Raw genomic sequence first — 24,946 nt, forward strand, 5'->3', positions numbered from 1 at the left:
AAGACATTCTCCTGGCGCGGCAGCCAGCTTGCATAGGATAGTAACGAAATGGTGGCAAGTCGCCAGAACCGGTAACGGCGCTGCGTTGCCTTCCGCATCTCTGGCAGAGAGGCGCTTAATCGCTCCATGATTGCGAGCGCGGCCTTGGCCGGACCATGGTAAGCACGCGGCCTTAAGGTATATCGTCACCATCATTATATATGAGCTACACGATCGCCGAAGGCGGCAACAACGCTCGGACTTCGTCGCTTGTCGTGGCTATGCGGCCAAGGGCTATCCGCCGGATTGCCATATACTAAAGATATTGTGCATCTTGGGCGCGTGACGGCACCATCATATCCGCGATAGCCGGATCATCACCCTTTCAAATGACCGAGCCCGGGCTTGGCATCCGGCAAGGTCGCCCTCGCCGACAAAAAAAGCCGACCCTTTTGGGATCGGCTTGCGATGTGTCACAGGGGTGATTGCTCAAGCAGCCCTGGCGATCTCCGCCCGGATGGTCGTGCGCAGATCATCGAGCGGAACGCGGCGGCCGTTGCGGTCGAGGTGCCAGAACGTCCAGCCGTTGCACGATGGGAAGCCCTGGACGAGCGCACCGATCTTGTGAATCGATCCCACGGCCGGGCCCGCGCAAAGCGTGCCGTCGGCGCGTATGACCGCGTGATGGCGGCCCGCGTGATCCGTCACCGTCTCGCCCGGTGTGACGAGGCCGGCCTCGACAAGCGCCAGAAAAGGTACCCGCGGCTCTGTGCGTTTCGCCGGCGCCGCCGATATAACCGGACCGGAGAGCCGCTCGATGCCGGCGATCCGCTCACGCGCCGCGGCGGCGTAACCGGGATCACGCTCCAGCCCGATGAAATGACGGCCTAGACGCTTCGCGACCGCGCCCGTGGTGCCCGTTCCGAAGAAGGGATCGAGCACGACGTCGCCCGGATTGCTCGCGGCAAGAAGGACGCGTGCCAGCAAGGCTTCCGGCTTCTGCGTGGCATGGAGTTTCTGGCCGTTGGCGTCCTTCAGGCGCTCCTCGCCGGTGCACAACGGAAAATGCCAGTCCGAGCGCATCTGCACATCGTCGTTGCCCGCCTTCAGTGTCTCGTAATGGAAGGTGTAATTCTTGCTGTCCGCGCTGTGGGCCGCCCAGATGAGCGTCTCATGGGCGTTCGTGAAGCGCCGGCCACGGAAATTCGGCATCGGATTGGCTTTGCGCCAGACGATATCGTTGAGGATCCAATAGCCAAGGTCCTGCAGCGATGAGCCGACCCGGAAAATATTGTGATAGGAACCGATGACGAACAACGTGCCGTTCTTCTTGAGAACACGGCGGCAGGCCGCGAGCCAGGCACGGGTGAAGGCGTCATATTCGGTAAAGCTGTTAAATTTGTCCCAATCATCATCGACGGCATCGACGAGACTATTGTCCGGCCGGGTCAGCGCACCCTCAAGCTGCAGATTATAGGGAGGATCGGCGAAGACGAGGTCCACGCTGTTGGCCGGGAGGGAGTTCAGGGAGGCGACGCAATCGCCGACCAGGACCTGATCGACAGGAAGCGGATGAAATTCCGCCGATTCCACTGGCACCCTCGCCCCGGTACGCGAGACCTTACTCCGGGGCGAGGCTCCAGCGGCATGGTTAAAAGCAATACCCATGACGCGATAATCCGGTTACGCAACTGACAATCCGGATCATGCTGGGTTTAGGTAAAAATCAGGTTGAGCAGAAGTAATTCACAATGTGCCGTTTTGGGGCTGCAAATTTTGCAGGGTACCGGGCCGGCTTTGCGAAGCGTTCAACGCCCCGCCTTGAACGGCGCCATGCCGGCGCGGGCCAGCGCGTCGACGCGCTCGTTCTCGACATGGCCGGCGTGGCCCTTCACCCAATGCCAGGACACGGTGTGACGCGCCTGCGCCTCATCAAGTCGCCGCCACAGGTCCTCGTTCTTCACGGGCTTCTTGTCCGCCGTGCGCCAGCCGCGCGCCTTCCAGTTAGCGAGCCACTGGGTGATGCCTGACCGGACGTACTGGGAATCCGTGTAGAGATCGACGGTGCAGGCGCGCTTCAGAGATTCCAGAGCGGCGATCGCGGCCATCAACTCCATACGGTTGTTGGTGGTCATCGCCTCGCCGCCGGAAAGCTCCTTCTCGTGTCCCTTGTACGCGAGCACCGCACCCCAGCCGCCCGGACCCGGGTTCCCGGAGCAGGCGCCGTCGGTATGAATCACGACACGGTCGGCCGTCACCGGCGCAACCCGTAGTCGCGCGCGTCCGTCACGCGGCGATGGAAGGCGAGCTTGCGGTCATATTCCAGCGGGTCCTTGGGCTTCACCAGGGCCCCCGGCGGCACGTTCAGCCAGTCGACGAGCCTGGTCAGCATGAAGCGCAAGGCCGAACCACGGCATAGGATCGGCAGGGCCGCGACTTCCTCAGGCGTGAGCACGCGCTGGGACTCATATCCGTCGATGAGCGCCTGCCCCTTGGTCAGGTTGAAGGAACCGTCCGCCTCGAAACACCAGGCATTGAGGCAGATCGCGAGGTCATAGGCGAGCGCGTCGTTGCAGGCGAAATAAAAGTCGATCAGCCCGGAGAGCTTCGCTCCGATGAAGAAGACGTTGTCAGGGAAGAGATCCGCATGGATGACGCCCTGCGGCAAGCCTGTCGGCCAGTCACGCTCGAGTTCCGCGAGGGCTGTTGCGGTGCGTTCGGTCAAGCCGGCCGCCACACGATCCGCGCCCTCGCCCGCCTGCTCGAACAAAGGACGCCAGCCGGACAGGGACAGGTTGTTCGGCCGCCGGGTGGAGAAATCCGCGCCGGCCTTGTGAAAAGCAGCGAGCGCGCTGCCAACGGCACGGCAATGGGTGGCCGCCGGCCGCTTGACCCAGACGCCGTCCAGAAAGGTGACAATCGCCGCCGGCCGGCCGGCGAGCCTGCCCAGGGTTTCGCCGGATCGCATGCGCACGGGCTCCGGGCAGATGATGCCACGCCTGGCGAGATGGTCCATCAAGCCGATGAAGAACGGCAGGTCTTCCTGACGGACGCGCTTCTCGTAGAGCGTCAGAATATAAAAGCCGCGCTCGGTATGGAGCAGGAAGTTCGAGTTCTCGACCCCCTCGGCGATACCCTTCACAGCGCGTATCTGGCCAATGTCGTAGCCTGCGACGAAGGCTTCGAGCTCCTCGTCGCTCACTTCCGTATAAACCGCCATGGCCTACTCCGCCGCCTGGTCCCGCAAGGCCCGGGGCAGCGGGAAGAACACGCTTTCGTCCGCCATCGAGACCGTTTCCACCGTTACATCGAAACGTTCGGCGAAAGCATCGATAATTTCTTCAACGAGGATCTCGGGGGCGGAGGCGCCCGCGGTGACGCCCAGACTGCGAATGTTCGCGAACACGCTCCAGTCGATCTCGGTATTGCGCAGAACGAGCCGGGCGACGGGGCAACCGGCGCGCTCGGCGACTTCACGCAGACGCTGGGAGTTGGACGAATTCGGCGATCCCACCACGATCATCGCATCCACCTGGGGCGCCACACGTTTGACCGCCTCCTGGCGATTGGTCGTGGCGTAGCAGATGTCTTCCTTGTGTGGCGCGGCGATGCTGGGGAAACGCGCCCTCAGCGCATCGACCACCGCCTGGGTGTCATCCACCGACAAGGTCGTCTGGGTGACATAGGCGAGATTGTCGGGATCCGCGACGGCAATGGTCCCGACATCCTCGATCGTCTCGACGAGGGAGATTGTACCCGGCGGCAATTGCCCCATCGTCCCGACGACCTCGGGGTGGCCGGCATGCCCGATGAGCAGCACGTGCCGCCCCTTCTTGTGATGAACCTCAGCCTCACGATGGACTTTCGTCACGAGCGGACAGGTCGCGTCGATCCCGAAAAGACGACGCTTAACGGCTTCATCGGGCACGGATTTCGGCACGCCATGGGCGGAGAAGATGACGGGCGCCTCTGTATCAGGCACCTCGTCGAGCTCGTCCACGAAGATGGCGCCTTTGCGCTTCAAGCTTTCCACGACATATTTGTTGTGGACGATCTCGTGACGCACATAGACTGGCGGACCGTAGAGCGCGAGGGCCTTTTCAACGGCGTCGATGGCGCGAACGACCCCCGCACAGAACCCACGCGGCGCGCAGATCAGCACCGTCAGTGGCGGCTTTGCAACAGGAGCATCTAAGACAGCGGTCATCATCGGTTCCGGCTGAACATAGCTGGATGTGGCGGTAGCAGGCATGGCATGTCAAGCCGAGCGCGATTCAATAGGTCGAATATCATGTCTCAGGTGAAGCTCGCGATCTTCGATATGGACGATGTCCTCTGCATCTATGATCGCGCAGCCCGCATCGATGCGCTCGCCGCCCTCAGCGGCCGCCCCGCAGACTATATCCTCTCCGCGATTTGGGAATCCGGTTTTGAGGCGCGGTCAGACGCAGGGGATTTCGACTCGGCCCGCTATCTGGCCGGCTTCGGGGCGCGTCTCGGCTACCCGCTGACCCGCGCGGATTGGGTCAACGCGCGAAGGCTCGCCATGCGCCCCTGCCCCGAGGTGCTGGCCATGGTGGAGGCGGTGAAGACGCGCGTGCCGGTGGCGCTGCTCACCAACAACGGCTTTCTCGTCGCGGAGGAAATCGGCACTCTCTTTCCCGCCCTCCCCGCGCTGTTCGGCGAGCGCCTGTTCGTATCCGCCATGTTCGGCTTGAAGAAACCCGATCCCGAAATCTTTCGCGCTCTGGCGGCGCGTGTCGGCGTCGCGCCGCGCGAGGCATTCTTCGTCGACGACAAACCTCGCAATGTGCGCGGCGCGGAGCTGGCGGGACTGACAGGACATGTCTTCGGATCCCCGCAGGGGCTTGCCACCGCCCTGGCACGCCATGGTTTGATCGACAGCGCCCTCCCCCCGCCTTAGTTCATGGCGACACAAGATCACCGACGCCTCGATCGAGGCGTCGTACGCATCCCGGCAGTGGCTCGGTCCATCTCTTTCCTTCGAGCTCGCAGAGCAACCCATGAACGACAGCGCCTCCCATGCCAGCTACCTGCTGCCGGTCCTCGTCTTTTGCGGCGCGGCCGTCGTGGCCGTGCCGATCTTCCGGCGCATCGGCCTTGGCGCTGTGCTTGGATATCTCTGTGCCGGCGTCTTTATCGGTCCGGATGGCCTGGCGCTGATCGGTGAGCCAGAGACGGTTGCCGGCGTCGCCGAGATCGGGGTCGTGCTCCTGCTCTTCATCGTGGGGCTGGAACTCAACCTGTCGCGGCTCTTCGCCATGCGCCGCGACATCTTCGGGCTAGGGCTGACGCAGCTCCTGATGACGGGCGGCGTCGCGATGCTGGCGCTGACCGCTGCTGGCATTCCCATGCGCGGCAGTGTCGTCACCGGCCTCGCACTCGCCCTGTCGGCGACCGCCATCGCCCTGCAGACTTTGGAGGAGCGCGGCGAGCTTCATGCCGCCTATGGCGAGCGCAGCTTCGCGATCCTCCTGTTCCAGGACCTGTCGATCGTCCCAATCCTCGCGCTCGTGCCCCTGCTCGCCACGACGACGGCACTCAGCGCCGGCGGTGGCAGCATCGTTGCCACGCTCTTCGAGATCGCCCGCGCGCTGATCGCGGTGGCCGCGGTCGTGCTCATCGGCCGCTATCTGCTCAACCCGTTCTTCCGGCTGCTCGCCTCCAGTGGCGCGCGTGAAGTCATGACCGCCGCTGCCTTGCTCGTCGTTCTCGGCGCCGCCTTCATCATGGAGAAAGTCGGGCTGTCGATGGCCATGGGCGCCTTCCTCGCTGGCGTGCTCCTGGCGGAATCGAACTTCCGCCACCAGCTGGAGGCCGATATCGAGCCTTTTCGCGGCGTGCTGCTGGGCCTCTTCTTCATGAGCGTCGGCATGTCGATCGACATCGATGTGGTGATCGCGCATGTCGGGCTGCTGGCGCTTGCGGTGCCCGCTCTCGTCCTCGCTAAAACGCTGATCGGCGCCGTCGCGGGCCGCATCTTCGGCAGCACCTGGCGCGACAGCCTCAGGATGGGGGCGCTGCTGGGGCCGGCGGGCGAATTCTCATTCGTCATATTTCCCCTTGCGGGATCACGCGGACTGCTGGACGGGGACCAGGTCCAGATCGTGACGGCGATGGCCGCGTTGACGATGCTGATCGGTCCGATCTTCGCCAAGATCGTGGACAGGGCACTGGAGCGCACGCGCCCCGCGGAGGAGGCCGGAGCGACAGATCTCGACGCGCTTGCGGACGCGACCGGCAAGGTCATCGTCATCGGCTTCGGCCGGTTCGGGCAGGTCGTGAACCAGATCCTCCTCGCGCAGCGGATCGACGTGACCGTCATCGATCATGATGTGGACCGCATCCGCGAGGCATCACGCTTCGGCTTCAGGGTCTATTATGGCGATGGAACGCGGCTCGACGTGCTGCGCGCGTCAGGGGCCGCGCAGGCGACCGTGATTTGTGTCTGCGTGGACAGCCCTGAGACCGCGACGACGATCGTGGAACTTCTGCGCGCGGAATTTCCCGGCGCGGCCGTCTATGCCCGAGCGATCGATCGCGCCCATGCCATCACGCTGATGCAGCAGGAGGTGGACTATCAGCTGCGCGAGACATTCGAATCCGCGCTGACCCTGGGGCGGGCCGCGTTGGAGGAACTCGGCTATCGTCGGGAGGACGCGATCGCGGTGCAGGATGATGTGCGGCGGCGCGACGTCGCACGGCTGATGCTACAGAAGAGCGAAGGCTTCCTGGGAGGGGCAGACCTGCTTCACCACGGCCTGGCAGCGGTCGTCACACCGGAGCCACTGACGGAACCTCCGACGTCCTCTCAAGGCCTCAGCGCCGAAACGCGGGACATTCTCGCCGAGGGGGAGGCCGCACGATAGCTCCGATGATGGGAGGTATTCGATCGGAGACGGTCGAAACTCCGGCCTGCGCGCTGAAAAGAAAAGGGCCACTGACTGAAATCAATGGCCCTTGTGGTCACCTGAAGTCATGGGACTATGTCGTCCCGGGCATTGTCGCGATGCGTTCATGCGCGGCGCATGGCTTTGCGAACGCGCTTCTCCGCACGCTCGGCGAGAATAATAGAGGGGTCGCTATGGAGCGGCTGGGACAAGGCGCCGGCCACATCGCTGCGCGATAAACCGATATCGTGCAGAGCGCGCTCGTCGAATTCCGTCAGCTGCCACACCTCGCGCCGGTGACGCAGAGCCCGCGCGATGCGCGCGATCTGGAAGGCGACCATCCATCCAAGCCTCTGGACCCTGGCGCCCCAGACCGAAGCGGAGACGACCCGACCACTCTTCCGGCCATGCACCAAGCTACTGTTTTCACTGCATAAAGCTTCTTCCATCGAACCGATCCTTTTGCCTTTAGAGGCGAGCAGACACGGGCGCGCGCCATCACGCTCCGAAACGAAGCGCAAGATGGCCGCAGCCGTTCGATCCCTCTTTCTGGATGCAAGGGCACTATAGCCCAAGCGGACGAATCACTACAGAGAATGTTTTTCATTGAAATCATCACGAAATATGATTGGATATCGCATCATTGAAATCGCGCGGGGATGCCATGTCCCATCTTCTGGACTCCGATCAACTCAAGACATTCGTGGCGATCGCCGATACGGGCTCGTTCACGCGGGCGGCGGAGCTCGTCCACAAGACTCAGTCGGCAGTTTCGATGCAGATGAAGCGGCTCGAGGAGCGGCTAGGCCTCGCCGTTTTCGAGCGTGACGGACGACACTCCCGGTTGACCGAGGATGGCGAGCGTCTTCTTGATTACGCGCGCCGCATCATCCAGCTCAACCGCGAGTGTCTGGCCAGCTTCGGCGAGGCCGACCTTGCCGGCCGCGTGCGCCTTGGCCTGCCGGATGACTATGCCGACCGCTATCTGCCGGAGATCCTGGCTCGTTTCTCCCGTTCGAATCCGAAGGTGGAGGTCACTGTCGTCTGCGAGCCCACCCCTATCCTGCTGGAGCGCATCCAGGCCGGGGATCTCGACCTCGCGATCATCACGCATATCGAAAGCCGGCCACATCTGGCCGAGGTGGTGCGCGTGGAGCAGCTCCTGTGGGTCACGTCCACCCGGCATTGCACCCATGAGGAAACGCCGATACCCCTCGCATTGGGACGCTCGACATGCAACTGGCGCCAGAGCGCGACAGAAGCGCTCGACAGCGCGGGCAAAAACTATCGTATCCTGTATTCGAGCTGGAACTCGACCGCTGTCGGCGCGGCCGTCATGGCGGGACTCGCGGTAGCCGTATTGCCGGAAAGCGCCGTTCGTCCAGGCATGCGCGTGCTCGGCCCGTCGGATGGCTTCCCCGCGCTTCCCTCCTGCAAGATCGGCCTCGTGCGCAACAACCGCGCCTCGTCGGCGCTCAGCGCGGCCCTTGCCGAGCACATCATCCAAAGCCTCGACAACCTCCGCCGCGACCGCCAGTTCATCGAACTGGCGGCCGAGTAGCCAAGGCTTCGGCCGCGAGGCGACGCGATCGTCTTTAAGCGCGCCACAATGCATTGTCTTGGGATTTGGAGGCGTTTTCTCGGCCGGATCGTCCAGCCGGCCTGGAAGCGGCTCAGCGCAGCGAGCTGGAAGCGGTCTCGATCAGCCTTAGAATGCTAGGACCGATAATCGAGAGATTGGCAATGATGCCGACCACGACGAAGGCAGCGATGACCCCGTATTCGATCGTCGTGGCCGCCTTCTCGTTCCGCAGATACGCTTTGAACATGCCTGTCTCCCGTCGTGGAGAGAGCATTGGCGGCAAGCCCTGTCGAAGACGTTAAATCCAAACCAGCGGCCCGGCTTATCGCGGCTCAGGGTGTATGAGCGGTAAAGACAGGACGAGCTCTGCCGGTCTGAATTGAAACCGAGGCGGCAAACGTCTCGGCAAACGTCTTGGCAAACGACTTGGCAAACGTCTTGGCAAACGACTTGGCAAACGACTTGGCGAAGGACTCGGCTAAGGCGCTGGCAAGCGGCGCGCCCTGTCCGAGGCGCCGCTTGACATAAAATCAGTTCTTGTCCATTTAGTTGTATCATACAACCAAACGGACAAAGGCCCAGGCATGTCTCCTCTTTCGGCGCTGCATTCCATCGATGCCATACGCGCCGCATCGCGTCAGCTCGTGCGCGAATTTGGCTTCATGGGAGGCGCCTTCGCCGGCACTGATCTCTCTCCCTCGGCGGTTCATGCGCTGATCGAACTCGATGGAGGTGGGATCACGGCCCGGGATCTCGCGGAGCGCCTTCATCTCGAAAAATCAAGTATCAGCAGAATGCTGCGCAAGCTGGTCGCCTCCGGCCACGTCAGGGAGGAAGCAGGCGATGACGATGGCCGCGTCAAGATGCTGTCTTTGACGGCTTCCGGAAAAGAGCGCGTTGACGCCATTCATGCTTTCGCGCGCGGTCAGGTCGTTGATGCGCTTGGCCGCCTGAGACCGGGGCAGGAGCACACTGTCCTCGAAGGGCTAAGCCTCTACGCCAACGCGCTCGCCGCTCAGGCCAACGGTGAAGCCGGAATTCCAGCCTCAGACATCGGCAGGGGATACCGCCCGGGCCTTATCGCCCGCCTCACGCAGATGCACGCCCTCTACTATGCGCGGGTCGCAGGCTTCGGCCAGAGGTTCGAATCCGTCGTCGCGAGCGGCGCCGCTGAATTCTGCGGCCGTCTGGAGAGCCCCCGGAACGCGATCTGGACCGCCGTGCTCGATGGGACCATCATCGGCACGGTTGCCATTGACGGTGAAGATCTGGGCGGTGATATCGCGCATCTCAGGTGGTTCATTGTCGATGACACGGTGCGCAACAGTGGCGTCGGGCGAAGGCTGCTTGGGGCAGCGCTCGCCTTCGTCGACGAGCAAGGCTTCGCCGAGACGCATCTGTGGACGTTCAGCGGCCTCGAGGCCGCGCGGCACCTCTACGAGAAACACGGCTTTGTTTGTGCCGAGGAATGGACCGGCGCCCAGTGGGGCCAGGAAGTTCTCGAACAGCGTTTCGTGCGGGTCCGCCTGTGACAGACCGCCATGACAGACCCTGGTCTGCGCGAGGTCCGTTTCGCGGTGAGGTCAGTAAACGTAGGTCTTAAAAACCGGCTCGACGGTCTCACGCCAGGTGTCGGCATAGCGCGCGAGCATGCGCTGGGCGGCATTTTCGCCCGTGGCGACAACCTCATCCACTATATCGAGGAAATGAGCCTCATCGCGGCCCTGGACGTCGCGGCGACCGCGCCGGACAAGGCCCGCGCGTGACAGCTGAAGCACCTCGCGCGCCACCTCGCGCAGCGGACGCCCCGCAACGGTTGCGGCCAGCCCCTGAGCAGGCACATCACGACGCAGGGTCTCGCGATCCGCGTTGCTCCAGTTCTTCACGAGCTGCCACGCGGCGTCACGCGCGACCTCATCATAGAGCAGGCCCACCCAGAAGGCGGGCAGCGCACAGAGGAAAGGTGTCGAGCCGGTGTCGGCCCCGCGCATTTCCAGATAGCGCTTCAGGCGTACCTCGGGAAACAGCGTGGAGAGGTGATTGGCCCAGTCCGACAGCGTCGCGCGCTCGCCCGGCAGGGCAGCCAGGCGCCCCGCCATCAAGTCCTTGAACGACGCGCCGGTCACATCGTGGTAGGTGTCGCCGCGCTTGACGAAATACATTGGAACGTCGAGCGCCCAGTCCACATAGCGCTCATAGCCCATGCCTTCCTCGAAAGCGAAGGGCAGCATGCCGGTGCGATCGGCGTCGGTATCGAGCCAGATGCGCGAGCGCATGGACTGGAAGCCGTTGGGACGGCCCTCAGTGAAGGGCGAATTGGCGAACAATGCGGTTGCCAGCGGCTGCAACGCGAGGCCGATGCGCAGCTTCTGAACCATATCCGCCTCTGAAGCGAAATCGAGGTTCACCTGAACGGTCGCCGTCCGGAACATCATGTCGAGGCCGTGCTGACCGACTTTCGGCATATAGCGGCGCATGATCTCATAGCGCCCCTTCGGCATCACCGGCGTCTCGTCCAGGCTCCACAGCGGACTCATGCCGAGCGTGAGAAAGCCGATGCCAAGGGGTTCCGCCACCTCGCGCACCTGGGCGAGATGGGCCTGGGTTTCGCAGGACATCTGGTGCAGCGTCGTCAGGGGAGCGCCCGACAGCTCGAACTGCCCGCCGGGTTCGAGCGAGATGGCCCCGCCGCCTGTCACGTCCTCGAGGCCAATGGGATGGTCGCCTTCCATGATCGGCCGCCAGCCGAGCAGACCCTGCATCCCGTCGAGCAAGGCCCTGATGCCGCGCGGGCCATCATAGGGCACCGGCCGGTTGTCCTTGACATAAAACGGGACCTTCTCGTGCTCCGTACCGATGCGCCATTGCTCGGCAGGCTTGGCGCCCTCCGCGATATAGGCAATCAGCTCATCGCGAGAGGCAATCGGCGACGCGTTCGAGGAATCCCGGGCCATACAAAGACTTCCCTGCGGCCCGGCATCGGGCATGATGACAATTGCTGGAGTAGATAGAGTGCTGAACGCAGCTCGGCAATGGACTATGGGATCGCGAAATCCGAGCGAGGTTGGGCGTGGCGCTATCCAGCCCGTGGCGCAAGGTCCCGCCAGTCGCCGACAACGCCCTGGACAAGAGCCAGCGCTGCGACGGCCGCCGTGTCGGCGCGCAGAATGCGCGGTCCGAGCGCCAGCCGCAGCACACCAGGGTGGGCGGACAAGAAGCGGCGCTCGTTCTCGTCGAAGCCGCCTTCAGGCCCGATGAGGACCGCGACCTCGCCTGCCGCGTCCAGCCTGGCAAGGGCCGCGATCGGGTCGGGCTCTGGCGCTTCCTCGTCGCAGAAAATGAGCCGGCAGGTTGGCGGTAGTTTTGCCACTGCCTCGGCAAGACGCATCTGCGCCCTGACCTCCGGCACGGAGAGGATGCCGCACTGCTCCGCCGCCTCGATGACATTGGCCACGAGACGGTCATGATTGATGCGCGTGACCTGCGTATGCTGCGTCACGACCGGCGTCAGGCTCGCGACGCCCATCTCCACCGCTTTCTGCACCATATAGTCCAGCCGGGCCTGCTTGAGCGGCGCGAAAAGGTAGTGAATCCGGCCCAGCGTCGTCTGTTCCCGGGTTTGCGTGCGGATTTGAAGCGCCAGTCCCCTTCGCCCCGATGTCTCGACATCGGCGCGCCACTCGCCGTCGCGGCCATTGAAGACGAGGACGGGTTGTCCGGCCTTCAGGCGCAGCACATTGCCGAGGTAGTTCGCCTGCGCCTTGTCGAGTTCCACGACCACATCGGCCCCGAGGCCGGCGTCCAGGAAGAGGCGTGCCGCCCGGGCCGAGCGGTGCGAGGATGGAAGAGCGGTTCCGTTCACGTCATTGACCGTCATGCAATTGGAGCTTTTGGTGTGGGTGATTCGGCTGTGCCAAGGCCCGCCAGCATCATCCCGAGGCAGTGATCACGACATTGTAAGGCGGGTAAAGCCGCCGGCAGCGTTTTTTTGATGCGGGCCCGCGCGGGGCAGATCCGCTCGAAAACGGCCACAATCCTGCAGCATCTGTGGCGGTGGACGGAAAGAGCAGGTAAAGGCAATTCAGTGGTTTGCCTTTGCGGCTTGGTTTGTCCATAGACCAATGCAAGCCGTTTCTTTCGCGTTCGTGCGGATGCCGCGGTGCATCATTCGGGGTGGGGATTACGCATCTTCAGGTCAATCTCTTTTTGGAGAGCGCGGCCCAGGGGTGGCAATCTTCCCTATTGCGAATTAAACTTATCGTTAATGGTGGCAATCGAGGGTTGGTTGATGAAACGGTTGGATGGTTTGCGGGTTCGTCACCTGGCTCTTTTCGCTGGGCTGATGCTCGCGCCGTTCATGGGCCCTGCGGTTTCTCCTGCCGCGGCGCAGGCATCCGGTTGCGAGCAGATCAAGACATACCTCGATCAGCGCAAGGCGCTCGTCGAGCGTCTGAACAAGCTTGGAAAGAAGCCTGACGCGAAATCGGCCTGCTCCCTGTTGACGAATCTCGCCAGCAATGGCTCGACCACATTGAAATGGGTCGATTCCAACAAGGACTGGTGCCAGATCCCGGACGACTTCGTGAATGGCTTCAAGGCCGACAACTCACGGGTCACCAAGTTCCGTGGGCAGGCTTGCAACGCGGCAGCCCAACAGGCCACCATGCAGAAGCGGGCCCAGCAGCAGCAACAGTCGAACTCGCCTTTCAACGTTCCGCCGGGCGGCGACGTCCTGACAGGCCCCATGCGTATCCCCCAAGGCGCGCTCTGATCCTGCGGACGTTCGGCAGCAACGGAGCCGGGGAATGCCCCGGCGATCGCCTCACCGGCCAATCTTTCTCGGACGCCCTCCGCCGCGCTTTCCGCCCCGATATGGGCACGGAGGCGGTTCAGCCCGCGCAGATATGATCGCTCAATGATCGACAGTATCGACCGTCCCCTGCCCGACGCTCCCCCCGGCAACTGGGTCGATCGATACGCCCCGCAGGCTTGGCGTCCCTATCTGCGCCTGGCGCGCATGGACCGGCCAATCGGCTTGTGGTTGCTCCTGCTGCCCTGCTGGTGGTCAGCGGCGTTGGCCGCCGGCGCGCTCGGACGGCCGGGTCCCGACCCCTGGCATCTCGTGCTGTTCCTGATCGGCGCGACGGCCATGCGTGGCGCTGGAAGCACCTACAATGACATCGTCGATCGCGACCTCGACGCGATGGTGGCTCGCACGCGCCATCGCCCCCTGCCGTCAGGACAAGTGACGCCACGGCAGGCGCTGGTGCTTCTCGTCGCGCTCTGTCTGATCGGACTGGCCGTCCTACTGCAATTCAATGGCTTCGCCATCATGGTCGGGCTCGCATCGCTGATCATCGTTGCGATCTATCCGTTCATGAAGCGGGTGACATCGATGCCGCAGCTCGTGCTCGGCCTCGCCTTCGCCTGGGGCGGCCTGATGGGTTGGGCTGCTCTCGCCGGACGGCTCGATCCACCGGCCCTCCTGATCTACGGAGCGGCGATCGCCTGGACTGTGGGCTATGACACGATCTATGCCCTCCAGGATATCGAGGACGATCCGATCGCCGGGATCAAATCCTCGGCACGGCTGTTCGGCGCCCACGCCCGACTGGGGATTGGCCTCTGCTACGGGGTGGCCGTGCTGCTTGCTCTCGCGGCCGTAGTTCTGGCGCAGGCTGGCGTCGTCGCCTATTGCGGTCTCGCGGCTTTCGCCGGCCATCTCGCGTGGCAGCTCTCCCGCATCCGCCTGGGAGATGAGGCAGGCGCGCTCAGACTCTTCAAATCAAACCGCGACGCGGGCCTCCTCCTGTTCGCCGGCCTGACGCTCGACGCCATCCTGCGAAATTTCTGAGCGCGATCAGCGCCAGACGACCGGTCGCTCCGGCAGAGATGCCGTTTTGCGGCGCACGAGGAAGCGGGGCCGGCGGCCGGAGAGCAAGGCATGGCGCCGACCGGCTCTGAAGGCGCCAAGCCGCACGGCGCCGACATGATCGTAGAGCCGTTCATAGGCGTCGCTTCTTGCACCGAGCGGCAGGAGCAATGGCAGGCCGGCGGCCTTCGCATAGGCCTGCCATTGGGCCACGATATCGATCGCATCATAGAAGCCGACGACATCCTGCCGGCTTCCGTCCACGACGATCAGGGCGAAACGCTCCTCCAGCCCACCGCCAAGCATGCCACTGCCAAGCATGCCACCGCCCAACATGCCACCGCCCAGCGGCTTGAAGACAAGTCCCCAATGCCGGGACACGTCGGCGCGTGCGCCGCGTCCCTCGTACGCCGCCGTGCGCTGAAAGGACGCCATCGCAGGCTTAGGCTGTTTGGTCTGCTTGGGCCCGCCGCCCTGCTTGGGCTTCTCGGAGGGCTTGGGCTTCTCGGACGGCTCGGGCTTTCTGACCTCTTTGGACATAGCCGCCCCGGTTTCAGGCTGCATTGCGCAGTTGTCGCCGGGTCGGCTTTCCCGATGGGGTGGGACGCCTGGCATTATCTGACACCTTCTGCTTGACGAGCTCTGGCTTTCTTAAACGAAGCTCTCGCATCGACACGGCCATCATGCAGACATCGGCGCCATATCCGGTTAAAGTGTTCGGTTAAGATCGTGTAACTGCGCGAAACGCCAAATGATGCTCAACGAAACCTTTCCATCTGAGCCAATGGCTCGCCGCAATACATACCGCGATGACCGTGATCTCGGCGATGATTATGAGCGGCACGCCCGCGCCGCAAAATCGCTGATGGGAGCCTGTGCCCGGCTGTTTCACACTGTTGCGCCCGGAACTGTTGCCCGGATACTGACGCGGGCGTAGAAGGCCCTTAACACAAGCGTTCTCATCCACCGTTCGGGGCCGATGCCGCTTTCCCTCACTGAGCCGACCCAATTGCGAGCTTTCCTGCGCATGACCGCCGAGGAGGCCGGCCGCGCGGCGATGGCCCATTTCCGCGAGGGCCTGGCAACGACGGCCCGCACCTGGGCGAAGATGGGCGGGTCGCCGGTCACGGAAGCGGACATCGCCGTCGACAGGCTTCTTCGCCGGCGGCTGACGGCCGCCTTGCCCGAGGCTGGTTGGCTTTCCGAAGAGACGACCGATGACCTGGCGCGGCTTAGCCAGCGGATCATGTGGGTGGTCGACCCGATCGACGGCACGCGCGCCTTCGCGGCGGGTGACCCGCGCTGGGCCGTCGCCATCGCCCTGATGGTGGAAAACCGGCCGATCGCCGGGATCGTGCACGCGCCGGCGCTCGGTTCGAGCTATGAGGCGATCCGCGGCCACGGGGCCACCCACAACGGGCGCCCCATGCATGCGCCGCGACGCAGCGCCGATGAGGGCCTGCGCATCGCCGGCCCGAAACCCGAGCTCGAGCGCGTCGCCCGGCATGTGTCCGGCACGCTGCCGCAGCCGAAAATTCCGTCCCTGGCGCTGCGCCTGACCTTCGTGGCCGATGGCAGCCTCGATCTGGGCATCGCCTCATCCGATGCGCATGACTGGGATATCGCCGCGTCCGACATTGTTCTGTCCGAAGCCGGCGCCATACTGACGGAGGCGGACGGCCGCCAACCCGTCTATAACAAACCCCGGCCAACCCATGGCATACTTGTCGCAGCAACGCCTCAGCTGCACGGGCAAGCTCTGGCGGCCATTGCAGCGCCTCGGCGGCCGGGCCCCACAACCTGAGCCAGAGCGCTTTACGCGGAGCTAGACCATGAGCGAGAACGGCAGCAAACAACTTCTCCACCTCGTCTTCGGCGGCGAGTTGGAGCATCTGGACGGATATGACTTCCGCGATCTGTCGAAACTCGACATCGTCGGTATCTATCCCGACTACAGGAGCGCCCATGTCGCGTGGAAGGCCAAGGCGCAATCGACCGTCGATAATGCCCATATGCGCTATTTCATCGTGCACCTGCACCGGCTTCTGACGCCGGACGCTGTCTGATCGCGGGACCCCAGCGGACATAATGGCCAAGCCCCTCAAGCGGTTGCTGCGATCGCGCCCGGTACAGTCCCTGCTCGGGCACCTGCTTGCGGGCTATCTCCGGCTTGTCCAGCGCACCAACACTTTCATCTGGGACCTCGATGGCAGCGCCGATGCCGCCTACGCCCGTATCGGCCCCCTGCCGGTCATCGTGGCCATGTGGCATGGGCAGCATTTCATGATCCCCTTTGCCAAGAGGCCGCAGGACCGGGCGGCCGCCCTCGTCTCAAGGCATGGCGACGGAGAATTCAACGCCATCGCGCTGGCCCGCCTCGGCATCCGCGCCATTCGCGGTTCCGGCGCACGCGGCACGAAGGTCCGCGAAAAGGGAGGCGCCGCGGCCTTGCGGAGCCTGCTCAAGACCCTGGCCGATGGCGAGATGGTGGTGCTGACCGCCGACATCCCCAAGGTCTCCCGTGTCTGCGGAGACGGGATCGTGATGCTCAGCCGGCTCTCCGGCCGGCCTGTCGTGCCGGTGGCCGTCGTCACGAGCCGGCGCATCGATTTTCGCAGCTGGGACCGTGCGTCGATCGGCCTGCCCTTCGGCCGGGGCGCCATCGCCGTCGGCGAGCCCATCACCGTCCCGCGCGACGCCGACCCTGAAACACTGGAGGCCTGCCGTCTCAGGATTGAGAAGGAACTCGATGCGGTGCATGCGCGCGCCTATGGCCGCATCGGTGCTGTGGATCCAGGCGCGCGTTCCATGGCGGCTGACACAAAAAGCCATGCCGCCTGATATTTTCACCGCTATTCAGTACGTTACATTCACGTGTTGTCGATCGGCCCATTCTGCACTTGCAATGCCTGCCTAGAGGCTGTTGACGGTCAGAGATGACTTGAACCGCACAGGGGCTACTACTGTTGAACACGGTCGGCGGCCTCACCAGCATCTCCGCGAGAAGGCGCGGCCTTCCCAAAGCCGCTCGGCCCTATTTATTTAGCCATATTTTGACGATTGTGTCGTGGATGAAGGTGACGTGAGACACTGGATAGGCACCCCCTTGAGCCGTTTGGCAGGAGCCCCCCTCGCATGAGCATGCGTGACAGCTTTTTGCTTCGGCTTTACGGGACGATCATGGCGGCACTCGAGCCCGTCGCGGCGCTCGTTCTGCGGTGGCGCCAGAAACGTGGCAAGGAAGACCCGACGCGCCTTGCCGAACGACGGGGCTTTCCCGGCCGGTCAAGACCCGACGGGCGCATCGCCTGGGTTCACGGCGCCAGCGTCGGCGAGATCGTCTCTCTTCTGCCTGTCATGGAGCGCCTCACGCGCCGGGGGTTCACCGTACTCGTCACATCGGGCACCGTCACCTCCGCCAAGATGATCACCCGGCGTCTGCCGCCGCGCGCGCTGCATCAGTTCATGCCGCTCGACGTGCCGCGCTATGTCAGGCGCTTCCTCAACCACTGGGAGCCCGATCTCGTCCTCATCGCGGAATCGGAACTGTGGCCGAACATGATCAGCGAGGTGCATGAGCGCGGCATCCCTCTCATTCTGGTCAATGCCCGGCTCTCAGAACGCGCGCTGCGCCGCTGGCGGCGTTTTCCGAAGAGCGCTCGCTATCTCCTGCAAAGTTTCGACCTGTGCCTGGCGCAGTCGAAGGCCGACGCCGAGCGCCTGGCGACGCTCGGCGCGCCCCGCGTCAACATCGCCGGCAATCTCAAGTTCGACGTGCCGGCGCCGCCCGCCGACGCATCCTCTCTGGCGACCCTCACGGGCCTCATCGGCGACCGGCCGGTCTGGGTCGCGGCCAGCACCCACGGCGGCGAGGAGGAGATGGTCGCCGCCGCGCACCGGATGCTGCTCGCCCACCAGCCGGACCTCCTGACGATCATCGCCCCCCGCCATCCCGATCGGGGCGAGGCCGTCGCCGAGATTGTCCGGCGGGCCGGGCTCACCGTGGCGCAACGTTCCCACGGGCTGCTGCCCGACCGGCATACCGACATCTATGTCGCCGATACGATCGGCGAGCTCGGACTGTTCTATCGCCTCGCGACGGTCGCGTTCATCGGGCGCTCGCTCGTGCCCCTCGGCGGACAGAACCCCATTGAGCCCGCCAAGCTGGGTACGGCCATCCTCCACGGTCCCTACGTGCATAATTTCGCGGATGTCTACGCGGCCATAGACCGTCGCGACGGCGCCTTGCCGATCTCCGACGAGGAAAGCCTCGCACGCGCGCTTTCGCTCTTGTTCTCGGATGCCGCGCGCACCCGCTCGATGGCACGGGCGGCGGCGGCGACGGTTGAGGAGCTCGGTGGCGCCGTGGAGCGCACCATGAACGCGATCGAGCCCTATATCCTGCAAATGCACCTGGAAGCCCGGGCATGATCGTCGAGGCCTCACGGCACCACCCCCGCCGGATGACGGCCAACTGATGCGCACGCCGTCGTTCTGGTGGCGTTCGCGGCCCACGCTCCTCGCCCGCCTTCTGCAGCCCATCGGCCTGATCTATGGCGCGATTACAGCGCGTCGCATGGGACGTTCCGGCGCGAAGCCACCCTGTCCCGTCATCTGCATCGGCAATCTGACGGCCGGCGGCGCCGGCAAGACACCCGTTGCCATCGCCGTCGCGGATCTGCTCAGCGCGCGCCAGGAAACGCCCTATGTGCTGAGCCGCGGTTACGGCGGGCACCTTCCCGGCCCGGTTATCGTCACACCCGGCCCCCATGACGCGGAGGCCGTCGGCGACGAGCCTCTGATCATCGCCCGGCACGTGCCCGTAGTGGTTTCGCGTGACCGGCCGGCTGGCGCCGCGCTCGCCAAAGCCGAGGGCGCGTCGGTCATCGTGATGGACGACGGGCTGCAAAACCCCTCGTTGGCCAAGACGGTGACTTTCGCCGTTGTCGATGGCACGGCCGGCTTCGGCAACCAGCTCTGTGTTCCGGCCGGCCCCCTGCGCGCCGCCCTGCCCGTTCAACTACCCCATGTCGACGCCTTCATCATGGTCGGTCGTGGCCCGGCCCGCGCGGCCGTCACGGACATTGCCCGCCATCGCCCCATCTTCACCGGGGAGCTTGTGCCCGACGCAGAGGCCGCTTCCGGTTTATGCGGAAAGCGCGTCGCGGCCTTCGCCGGGATCGGCAGGCCGGAGAAATTTTTCGCGACGCTGCGGTCCATCGGCGCGGAGGTCGTCGACGAAGCGCCGTTCGGTGACCACCAGCCCTATACCCCGGCGGACTTGAAGGCCCTGGCGGCCCGCGCCCTGGCTCTGGACGCCCTGCTCGTGACAACGGAGAAAGATGTCGCGCGCCTCGGCGACGATATCGGCCATCTGCCCGGCCTCGCAGTGTTGCCCGTGCGCTTCGTGCCCGATGACGAAACGGGCCTGGCCGCCTTCATATCGGGCTGGCTGCGCAAAACGAAGAAGGGCCGGCAGCGCGCCCGCTAGAGCATTTTCAAGCGAAGTGGAAACCGGTTCGCGTGAAGAAAATGCTCAAAAACAAAGACCTAGAGCATTGTCCGACGACCTTGAAGCGTCTGCCCAACCGGCGTCATCCCCGGCCTGGTGCCGGGGATCCCGATCGGAAAAGCGCGAGCCACAGGGATCGGGATGGCCGGGACAAAGCCCGGCCATGACGGACGATGTTCAGCGTTTTCATCAGATCAGAGAACCCGCTAAACCGCACGCAGCACCTTGTGGCGCTGCAGTACGGCCTCCGGCGAGGCATAGGCCTCCTGCCGGTCGACACTCCAGTAGCGAAGCCTGTCGAGGGGAATGCGCTCGCCAGTGACCGAGCAGACCACATAGCTGCCCGGCTTCAGCACGCGAAAATCCGCGTCGAGATACTGGAGGCTCGCTTCGCCATTCCCGTTGAAGCGATAGTCATGCCGGTTCATGGTTACGCCCTTGCTACATAGGTCGCGCGATCAGGTGTCGAACAGGCTGCTCTGCGTGTCCGGGCCAGCCTTTGCCGCCGCCTCACCCGTCTTCCGGGCCGCGCTGCGGCCACCGCGGGCCCCTCCACGCGCTCCCGTTCCGGATGCCTCCGCGCCGTCAACCGCAACTGCGCCGAAATCACCATCGGACAGCATGATCGTCAAAGGCATGCCCACCGTGACCGCGCTCGCGCTGCGGACGGGATGACGCGCCTCGTCCAGCACAAGCGCATAGCCCCTGGCAAGCACGCCCTTATGGCCCAGACTGTCGATCAGTTTCCAGACGCTTTCAAGCGCCTTGCGGCGGCGCGCCACGATTTCAGGTGCCATTTCGCCAAGGCGGGCACCCGCGAGAGCGAGCCGATCTCGGCCCCGATCAAGCCTGTGCCGGAGGCCCCGGCGCGACAGCTTGCCGGCCACGCGCATGAAGGCCTGGGCATGGCGATGGCTGTTGGCCGCGAAACAGCGGTCGAGCTGCTGCCCCGCCCGCGCCAGCCGCGCGCGCGCCTGTTCGAGTTGCAGATGGGGCGACAGGCGCAGGAGACGCTGGGCGAGCGCGCCGAGCGCAACTTCATGCCGGCGCGCGTTGACACGCAAGCCATGGACAAGCTTGCCGGCGGCTAGATCGAGCCGCTGGCGCGGCGCGGCGACGAGATCTTCCGGCCGGCGCAAGGCCCGCGTCAGGCTCCGCAATTCGGTCCGCCGACGCTCCCCGAGCCGCGCCATCGCCTCGCCATGCCGGCGGCCGAGATCGGCGAGACGCAGCGCGAGCTCGCGGCGCACGGGCACGACCTTCTCCGCAGCACCGGTTGGCGTCGGGCAGCGCAGATCGGCCGCGTAGTCGATGAGCGTCCAGTCCGTCTCATGGCCCACAGCCGAGACGAGGGGAATGTCGCTGTCAGCGGCGGCACGCACGACCGCCTCGTCATTGAACGACCACAGGTCCTCCAGCGAGCCGCCGCCACGCGCGACGATGATGACGTCGGGCCGGGGAATGGCGCCGCCGGCGGGAAGCGCGTTGAAGCCGCTGATCGCGGCAGCCACCTCCGCCGCGCTGGTTTCGCCCTGCACACGCACGGGCCAGACGAGCACATGGCTCGGGAAACGATCCTCCAGCCGATGGAGAATATCGCGGATGACGGCGCCCGTCGGCGAGGTGACGACGCCGATAACGGTGGGCAGGAAGGGCAGGAGCTGCTTGCGCGCCTCGTCGAACAGCCCCTCCGCCGCGAGCTTGCGGCGGCGTTCCTCCAGGATGGCCATGAGCGCGCCGACGCCGGCGGGCTCGATGGTCTCGATGATGATCTGATATTTCGAGGAGCCGGGGAAGGTCGTGATGCGGCCGGTGACGACCACCTCCAGCCCTTCCTGCGGCTTGATCTTGAGCCTGTTGAAGACGCCCTTCCAGATCACCGCTTCGAGCTTGGCGCCCTCGTCCTTCAGCGCGAAGTAGCAATGGCCCGAGGAATGCGGTCCGCGATAGCCGGAGACCTCGCCCTTGAGCCGGACATGGCCGAAGGCATCCTCAAGCGTCCGCTTCAAGGCGCCGGACAGGCCCGAGACCGTCCATTCCTGGGTGTTCGTCGCGAAACCTTCACCCGCGAAGCTGTAACCCGTCATGCTGTCGCTCATGGCGGCACGATACCGGCTGGCGACACGCGATCAAGCGGAAAGGCGGATCGTCTTGGCCGAGCTCCGTTCAGGCCGCGAGCGCTTATGCGATGAGCGCACCGTTAGGCTATACAAGCCTATGCGACATCTCCCCTATCAGGCGACACTTGGGGCCACCCCGCGCTTGCGTTCGCGATGGAACATGTAAAGCACGGACGCGATAACAATGGCGGCGCCGAGCAGCATGTGGACCGTCGGCAGATCCCCGAACAGCAGCGCGCCGACGATCAGCGCCCAGACGAGCTTGGTGTATTGCATCGGCGCGACGCTCGAGGCCGGCGCCAGTCGCAGTGATTCGAGAAACAGGAACTGCGCCGCGACATTCAGAAGGCCGCCCACGACCACGAGGCCGATATCAAAAGCCGAAGGCGGGGAAAACCAGAGGAAGGTGCCGGGAATGCCGGCCATCAGCTGGCCGGCGAGCACTGCCCCCACCATCATGTTGCGGCTTTCGGTGGCGCCGATCGACCGCATGATCAGCACCACGCCCGTGGACACAAAGATGCTGATGAAGGCCGCAATATGGCCCATGTTGACCGCCGCGTATCCCGGCCGGACCATGATGAGAATGCCGATCAGGCCCGCAATCACGGCCGCCCAGCGCCGAATACCGACCTCCTCCCGCAAGATAAGAACAGATGCCATGGTCACCAAAAGAGGCGATGCGAAAGTTATCGCGTAGACATCGGCAAGAGGAAGCAAGGAAAAGGCATAAAGGCCCGCCGTCGATCCGATCCCGGCGAGAAGGCCGCGCAACGCCAGAAGCTTGGGATTACGGATGTGCCGATCATGAACAAGCCCGCTTCGCTTGGCGATATAACCACCACGCATGAAGACGAGAAGCACAACGACGGACGCCACGCAGGCCTGCATCGTAATGATCTGAAAGACCGGATGACGGGTCGAAAGAAGCTTTACGACCGTATCGCAGCCTGCGAAGACGAGATTGGCGAGCACGGCATAGAGCATTCCGCGCGCATGCGTTGACAGTATCACGGCGATAGCTGGAGACGGCTCTCGCCGCTCACCTCTGGACGTTCCCTGGACGCCCTATCATGCACGCTCCGCGCCTTTTGGGTTATTACAATTCGGCATGGCAGCCCAGCGCCAGGGGACCGCGTTAACGATCTGTTCATCAAGATTTTTCCGTGGGGCGAAACACGTCTGACAGCTCCGCGTCGCCGGCGTCACTCAGCCGGCGAGGCGCACATCCACCGTCTTCCCGCGTTAAACAATGCGTCGCCCCGAGGGGCTGACGACCGATCGCGCGATAGGGTCAAATGCTTATTCCCGAGATGAATGAACCGTCCCGTTACGCCCTTGATTTTTGCAACTGCCTTGCTTGCGCTGATGGCCTATGAATAGACAGGCAACGGGGATGTTTGCGCGTCGTGCCAGTACACTATGACAGGGTGCCTGTAATTTGACTTTTCTTGATCCGGCCAATCTCATTTGGCTGACGCATGGCGCGGTTATCGCGGGGATTTCCATCCACGTGATCATGAAACGTCCGGCCACGGGCGTCGCGCTTGCATGGCTGCTTCTGATCGCGCTCCTGCCTTTCGTTGGTCCGCTGCTTTATTTCCTCATCGGCAATCGCCGCATCAGCGGTCGCCGCTCACGCGGGTTTCAGCATCTGCGTCAGGTCTATGAGAGTGACGCGGACCAGACCGACGGCGACATCGCGCCCGAGATCGACTGGTCAGACCTTCCGCCGAGCGCCAATGGCATCCACCATCTCGGCCTGCTCACCGCCGGCAGCAGCCTGACGAAGGACAACGCTTTCGAACTCCTGTCCGGCACCGATGAAATTCTCGACCGGATCACCCGGGACATCGACGGCGCCAAAACCAGCATCCTGATGGAGTTCTATATCTGGAACGCCGGCGGGAAGGCGGACGAAGTCCTCGCGGCACTCGTCCGGGCGGCAGGGCGTGGGGTGAGCTGCCGCGTCCTCATCGATGCGCTGGGCGCGCGGCCCTGGTGGAAAACGGGTCAACCCCAGCGGCTGCGTGAGGCCGGCGTTGAACTGCGCGAGGCATTGCCCGTCGGGCTCCTGCGCAGCGCCGTCGGCCGCACGGATCTCAGGCTCCACCGCAAGGTGGTGGTGATCGACCAGGCCATCGCCTGGACAGGCAGCATGAATCTCGTCGATCCGGCCTTCTTCAAGCAGGATGCCGGCGTCGGTGAATGGGTCGATGCCATGGTGCGCCTCGAAGGCGGCGTGGTGACCTCGCTGGCTGCTGTGATGGTCGGGGACTGGTCGCTGGAGACCGGCGACAAGCCCCTCATTCTCACGCCCCGACGGCAGATGGTTCTGACACCCGCGACGACGGCGGACGCGCTCGCCGGCGATGGGGGCAATGAGGAGATCAAGCCGGACGCCGAGGGGCCGGGTGCCGCGATGCAGGTTGTCGCATCCGGTCCCGGCGAAACGGGTGACGGGCTTCTGTTGATGTTGCTCGCGCTCGTGAGCGCCGCCACATCCGAACTCGTCCTGACCACGCCGTATTTCGTGCCCGACGAGTCATTGCTACGAGCATTGCGCGCAGCATCCGGCCGTGGCGTGAAAGTTTCGCTCATCCTTCCCGAGCGGGTCGATTCGCTGCTCAGCCGCTACGCCAGTCGATCCTACTATGATGAACTGCTCGAAATGGGCGTGAATGTCTACCTTTACAAAGGCGGACTTCTTCACACCAAGTCGATTACAGCCGACGGCGCGCTATCCATGTTCGGAACAGTCAATCTGGACATGCGCAGCTTATGGCTCAACTACGAAGTCGCGCTGTTCGTCTATGATCAAGATTTCGCGAGGACATTGCGCCGCCTGCAGGAAACCTACATTTCGGATTCGCAGCTGCTCGAACGGAGCAGCTGGTCCGCGAGGCCCTTCCTGGAGCGGTTTGTCGAGAATGTCCTGCGTCTGTCCGGCCCTCTCCTGTAACGGTCCGT

Annotated in this window: 24 protein-coding genes; 12 read left to right on the forward strand and 12 right to left on the reverse strand. The window is 64.1% G+C overall.

Going from position 1 to position 24,946, the window contains the following annotated elements; all coding sequences use genetic code 11:
* Positions 1–468: 468 nt before the first annotated feature.
* The 4 genes from KIO74_RS09805 to ispH all read right to left on the reverse strand — a co-directional run bounded on the left by KIO74_RS09805 (position 469) and on the right by ispH (position 4,186).
* Entirely contained in the window at positions 469–1,647 is a 1,179-nt protein-coding gene (locus KIO74_RS09805) for a site-specific DNA-methyltransferase (RefSeq protein ID WP_213331822.1), read from the reverse strand.
* Between the two features lie 140 nt (positions 1,648–1,787).
* On the reverse strand, positions 1,788–2,237 hold the full coding sequence (gene rnhA, locus KIO74_RS09810; RefSeq protein ID WP_213331823.1) for a ribonuclease HI: 450 nt from the start codon (positions 2,235–2,237) through the stop codon (positions 1,788–1,790).
* A complete protein-coding gene (locus KIO74_RS09815; protein ID WP_213331824.1) occupies positions 2,234–3,199 on the reverse strand; it encodes a homoserine kinase in 966 nt (321 codons plus the stop codon). Before KIO74_RS09815 ends, rnhA begins: the two co-directional genes overlap by 4 nt.
* Before the next feature lie 3 nt (positions 3,200–3,202).
* Complete coding sequence (gene ispH, locus KIO74_RS09820) at positions 3,203–4,186, reverse strand: 4-hydroxy-3-methylbut-2-enyl diphosphate reductase (RefSeq protein WP_213331825.1); 984 nt, start codon at positions 4,184–4,186, stop codon at positions 3,203–3,205.
* Between the two features lie 84 nt (positions 4,187–4,270).
* Here ispH and KIO74_RS09825 point away from each other — a divergent pair, with 84 nt between their 5' ends.
* Entirely contained in the window at positions 4,271–4,903 is a 633-nt protein-coding gene (locus KIO74_RS09825) for an HAD family hydrolase (RefSeq protein WP_213331826.1), read from the forward strand.
* A 100-nt stretch (positions 4,904–5,003) separates the two neighbouring features.
* Positions 5,004–6,869: a monovalent cation:proton antiporter-2 (CPA2) family protein gene (locus KIO74_RS09830; RefSeq protein ID WP_213331827.1), complete on the forward strand. Its 1,866-nt coding sequence runs from the start codon at positions 5,004–5,006 to the stop codon at positions 6,867–6,869.
* A 146-nt stretch (positions 6,870–7,015) separates the two neighbouring features.
* On the opposite strand, the gene KIO74_RS09835 is transcribed toward KIO74_RS09830, so the two are convergent.
* On the reverse strand, positions 7,016–7,339 hold the full coding sequence (locus tag KIO74_RS09835) for a DUF1127 domain-containing protein (RefSeq protein ID WP_213331828.1): 324 nt from the start codon (positions 7,337–7,339) through the stop codon (positions 7,016–7,018).
* Positions 7,340–7,554: 215 nt separating this feature from the next.
* Here KIO74_RS09835 and KIO74_RS09840 point away from each other — a divergent pair, with 215 nt between their 5' ends.
* On the forward strand, positions 7,555–8,451 hold the full coding sequence (locus KIO74_RS09840; protein ID WP_213331829.1) for a LysR substrate-binding domain-containing protein: 897 nt from the start codon (positions 7,555–7,557) through the stop codon (positions 8,449–8,451).
* A 112-nt stretch (positions 8,452–8,563) separates the two neighbouring features.
* Here KIO74_RS09840 and KIO74_RS09845 read toward each other — a convergent pair whose 3' ends face one another.
* Complete coding sequence (locus KIO74_RS09845; RefSeq protein WP_213321022.1) at positions 8,564–8,719, reverse strand: Flp family type IVb pilin; 156 nt, start codon at positions 8,717–8,719, stop codon at positions 8,564–8,566.
* 337 nt (positions 8,720–9,056) lie between these two features.
* Between KIO74_RS09845 and KIO74_RS09850 the strand changes: the two genes are divergently transcribed.
* Positions 9,057–10,004: a bifunctional helix-turn-helix transcriptional regulator/GNAT family N-acetyltransferase gene (locus tag KIO74_RS09850; RefSeq protein WP_249730930.1), complete on the forward strand. Its 948-nt coding sequence runs from the start codon at positions 9,057–9,059 to the stop codon at positions 10,002–10,004.
* 51 nt (positions 10,005–10,055) lie between these two features.
* Here KIO74_RS09850 and KIO74_RS09855 read toward each other — a convergent pair whose 3' ends face one another.
* Together KIO74_RS09855 and KIO74_RS09860 are read right to left on the reverse strand one after the other, a co-directional pair.
* Entirely contained in the window at positions 10,056–11,426 is a 1,371-nt protein-coding gene (locus KIO74_RS09855) for a glutamate--cysteine ligase (protein WP_213331830.1), read from the reverse strand.
* Between the two features lie 122 nt (positions 11,427–11,548).
* Positions 11,549–12,349, reverse strand: a complete 801-nt coding sequence (locus KIO74_RS09860; RefSeq protein WP_213331831.1) for a 16S rRNA (uracil(1498)-N(3))-methyltransferase — start codon at positions 12,347–12,349, stop codon at positions 11,549–11,551.
* A gap of 411 nt (positions 12,350–12,760) precedes the next feature.
* Here KIO74_RS09860 and KIO74_RS09865 point away from each other — a divergent pair, with 411 nt between their 5' ends.
* Together KIO74_RS09865 and ubiA are read left to right on the forward strand one after the other, a co-directional pair.
* Positions 12,761–13,243, forward strand: coding sequence for a hypothetical protein (locus KIO74_RS09865; RefSeq protein ID WP_213331832.1), 483 nt, complete (start codon positions 12,761–12,763; stop codon positions 13,241–13,243).
* Between the two features lie 144 nt (positions 13,244–13,387).
* Positions 13,388–14,326 (forward strand): 4-hydroxybenzoate octaprenyltransferase, encoded by a 939-nt coding sequence (gene ubiA, locus KIO74_RS09870; protein WP_213331833.1) that lies wholly within the window; start codon positions 13,388–13,390, stop codon positions 14,324–14,326.
* Between the two features lie 6 nt (positions 14,327–14,332).
* Here ubiA and KIO74_RS09875 read toward each other — a convergent pair whose 3' ends face one another.
* Positions 14,333–14,884, reverse strand: a complete 552-nt coding sequence (locus tag KIO74_RS09875) for a DUF6101 family protein (RefSeq protein ID WP_213331834.1) — start codon at positions 14,882–14,884, stop codon at positions 14,333–14,335.
* Between the two features lie 439 nt (positions 14,885–15,323).
* Here KIO74_RS09875 and KIO74_RS09880 point away from each other — a divergent pair, with 439 nt between their 5' ends.
* The 5 genes from KIO74_RS09880 (at position 15,324) to lpxK (ending at position 19,835) form a co-directional block, all read left to right on the forward strand.
* Positions 15,324–16,148, forward strand: a complete 825-nt coding sequence (locus tag KIO74_RS09880; protein WP_213331835.1) for a 3'(2'),5'-bisphosphate nucleotidase CysQ — start codon at positions 15,324–15,326, stop codon at positions 16,146–16,148.
* A gap of 28 nt (positions 16,149–16,176) precedes the next feature.
* Positions 16,177–16,410: a DUF4170 domain-containing protein gene (locus KIO74_RS09885; RefSeq protein WP_213331836.1), complete on the forward strand. Its 234-nt coding sequence runs from the start codon at positions 16,177–16,179 to the stop codon at positions 16,408–16,410.
* A gap of 22 nt (positions 16,411–16,432) precedes the next feature.
* Positions 16,433–17,185 carry a lysophospholipid acyltransferase family protein gene (locus KIO74_RS09890; RefSeq protein ID WP_213331837.1) on the forward strand — a complete coding sequence of 251 codons (753 nt, stop codon included), beginning with the start codon at positions 16,433–16,435 and terminating at the stop codon, positions 17,183–17,185.
* A gap of 300 nt (positions 17,186–17,485) precedes the next feature.
* Complete coding sequence (locus tag KIO74_RS09895) at positions 17,486–18,775, forward strand: 3-deoxy-D-manno-octulosonic acid transferase (protein ID WP_213334808.1); 1,290 nt, start codon at positions 17,486–17,488, stop codon at positions 18,773–18,775.
* 46 nt (positions 18,776–18,821) lie between these two features.
* Positions 18,822–19,835 (forward strand): tetraacyldisaccharide 4'-kinase, encoded by a 1,014-nt coding sequence (gene lpxK, locus KIO74_RS09900; protein WP_213331838.1) that lies wholly within the window; start codon positions 18,822–18,824, stop codon positions 19,833–19,835.
* 227 nt (positions 19,836–20,062) lie between these two features.
* On the opposite strand, the gene KIO74_RS09905 is transcribed toward lpxK, so the two are convergent.
* The 3 genes from KIO74_RS09905 to KIO74_RS09915 form a co-directional block, all read right to left on the reverse strand.
* The gene (locus tag KIO74_RS09905; protein ID WP_213331839.1) at positions 20,063–20,284 is read right to left on the reverse strand and encodes a DUF2093 domain-containing protein; all 222 of its coding nucleotides are present in this window, start codon (positions 20,282–20,284) and stop codon (positions 20,063–20,065) included.
* A 30-nt stretch (positions 20,285–20,314) separates the two neighbouring features.
* Complete coding sequence (xseA, locus tag KIO74_RS09910) at positions 20,315–21,943, reverse strand: exodeoxyribonuclease VII large subunit (protein ID WP_213331840.1); 1,629 nt, start codon at positions 21,941–21,943, stop codon at positions 20,315–20,317.
* Positions 21,944–22,090: 147 nt separating this feature from the next.
* The gene (locus KIO74_RS09915; RefSeq protein WP_213331841.1) at positions 22,091–22,963 is read right to left on the reverse strand and encodes a DMT family transporter; all 873 of its coding nucleotides are present in this window, start codon (positions 22,961–22,963) and stop codon (positions 22,091–22,093) included.
* A 454-nt stretch (positions 22,964–23,417) separates the two neighbouring features.
* On the opposite strand from KIO74_RS09915, the gene cls reads away from it, so the two are divergent.
* Positions 23,418–24,938: a cardiolipin synthase gene (gene cls, locus KIO74_RS09920; RefSeq protein ID WP_213331842.1), complete on the forward strand. Its 1,521-nt coding sequence runs from the start codon at positions 23,418–23,420 to the stop codon at positions 24,936–24,938.
* Positions 24,939–24,946 lie beyond the last annotated feature (8 nt).

The organism is Chelatococcus sp. HY11 (assembly GCF_018398335.1).
Taxonomy (GTDB): Bacteria; Pseudomonadota; Alphaproteobacteria; order Rhizobiales; family Beijerinckiaceae; genus Chelatococcus.

Coding starts and splice junctions, on each gene's coding strand:
- KIO74_RS09805 (WP_213331822.1), bottom strand. CDS start 1,647: ATGGGTATTGCTTTTAACCATGCCGCTGGAGCCTCGCCCCGGAGTAAG.
- KIO74_RS09815 (WP_213331824.1), bottom strand. CDS start 3,199: ATGGCGGTTTATACGGAAGTGAGCGACGAGGAGCTCGAAGCCTTCGTC.
- ispH (WP_213331825.1), bottom strand. CDS start 4,186: ATGACCGCTGTCTTAGATGCTCCTGTTGCAAAGCCGCCACTGACGGTG.
- KIO74_RS09825 (WP_213331826.1), top strand. CDS start 4,271: ATGTCTCAGGTGAAGCTCGCGATCTTCGATATGGACGATGTCCTCTGC.
- KIO74_RS09830 (WP_213331827.1), top strand. CDS start 5,004: ATGAACGACAGCGCCTCCCATGCCAGCTACCTGCTGCCGGTCCTCGTC.
- KIO74_RS09835 (WP_213331828.1), bottom strand. CDS start 7,339: ATGGAAGAAGCTTTATGCAGTGAAAACAGTAGCTTGGTGCATGGCCGG.
- KIO74_RS09840 (WP_213331829.1), top strand. CDS start 7,555: ATGTCCCATCTTCTGGACTCCGATCAACTCAAGACATTCGTGGCGATC.
- KIO74_RS09845 (WP_213321022.1), bottom strand. CDS start 8,719: ATGTTCAAAGCGTATCTGCGGAACGAGAAGGCGGCCACGACGATCGAA.
- KIO74_RS09850 (WP_249730930.1), top strand. CDS start 9,057: ATGTCTCCTCTTTCGGCGCTGCATTCCATCGATGCCATACGCGCCGCA.
- KIO74_RS09855 (WP_213331830.1), bottom strand. CDS start 11,426: ATGGCCCGGGATTCCTCGAACGCGTCGCCGATTGCCTCTCGCGATGAG.
- KIO74_RS09860 (WP_213331831.1), bottom strand. CDS start 12,349: ATGACGGTCAATGACGTGAACGGAACCGCTCTTCCATCCTCGCACCGC.
- KIO74_RS09865 (WP_213331832.1), top strand. CDS start 12,761: ATGAAACGGTTGGATGGTTTGCGGGTTCGTCACCTGGCTCTTTTCGCT.
- ubiA (WP_213331833.1), top strand. CDS start 13,388: ATGATCGACAGTATCGACCGTCCCCTGCCCGACGCTCCCCCCGGCAAC.
- KIO74_RS09875 (WP_213331834.1), bottom strand. CDS start 14,884: ATGTCCAAAGAGGTCAGAAAGCCCGAGCCGTCCGAGAAGCCCAAGCCC.
- KIO74_RS09880 (WP_213331835.1), top strand. CDS start 15,324: ATGCCGCTTTCCCTCACTGAGCCGACCCAATTGCGAGCTTTCCTGCGC.
- KIO74_RS09885 (WP_213331836.1), top strand. CDS start 16,177: ATGAGCGAGAACGGCAGCAAACAACTTCTCCACCTCGTCTTCGGCGGC.
- KIO74_RS09890 (WP_213331837.1), top strand. CDS start 16,433: ATGGCCAAGCCCCTCAAGCGGTTGCTGCGATCGCGCCCGGTACAGTCC.
- KIO74_RS09895 (WP_213334808.1), top strand. CDS start 17,486: ATGCGTGACAGCTTTTTGCTTCGGCTTTACGGGACGATCATGGCGGCA.
- lpxK (WP_213331838.1), top strand. CDS start 18,822: ATGCGCACGCCGTCGTTCTGGTGGCGTTCGCGGCCCACGCTCCTCGCC.
- KIO74_RS09905 (WP_213331839.1), bottom strand. CDS start 20,284: ATGAACCGGCATGACTATCGCTTCAACGGGAATGGCGAAGCGAGCCTC.
- xseA (WP_213331840.1), bottom strand. CDS start 21,943: ATGACGGGTTACAGCTTCGCGGGTGAAGGTTTCGCGACGAACACCCAG.
- KIO74_RS09915 (WP_213331841.1), bottom strand. CDS start 22,963: ATGCTCTATGCCGTGCTCGCCAATCTCGTCTTCGCAGGCTGCGATACG.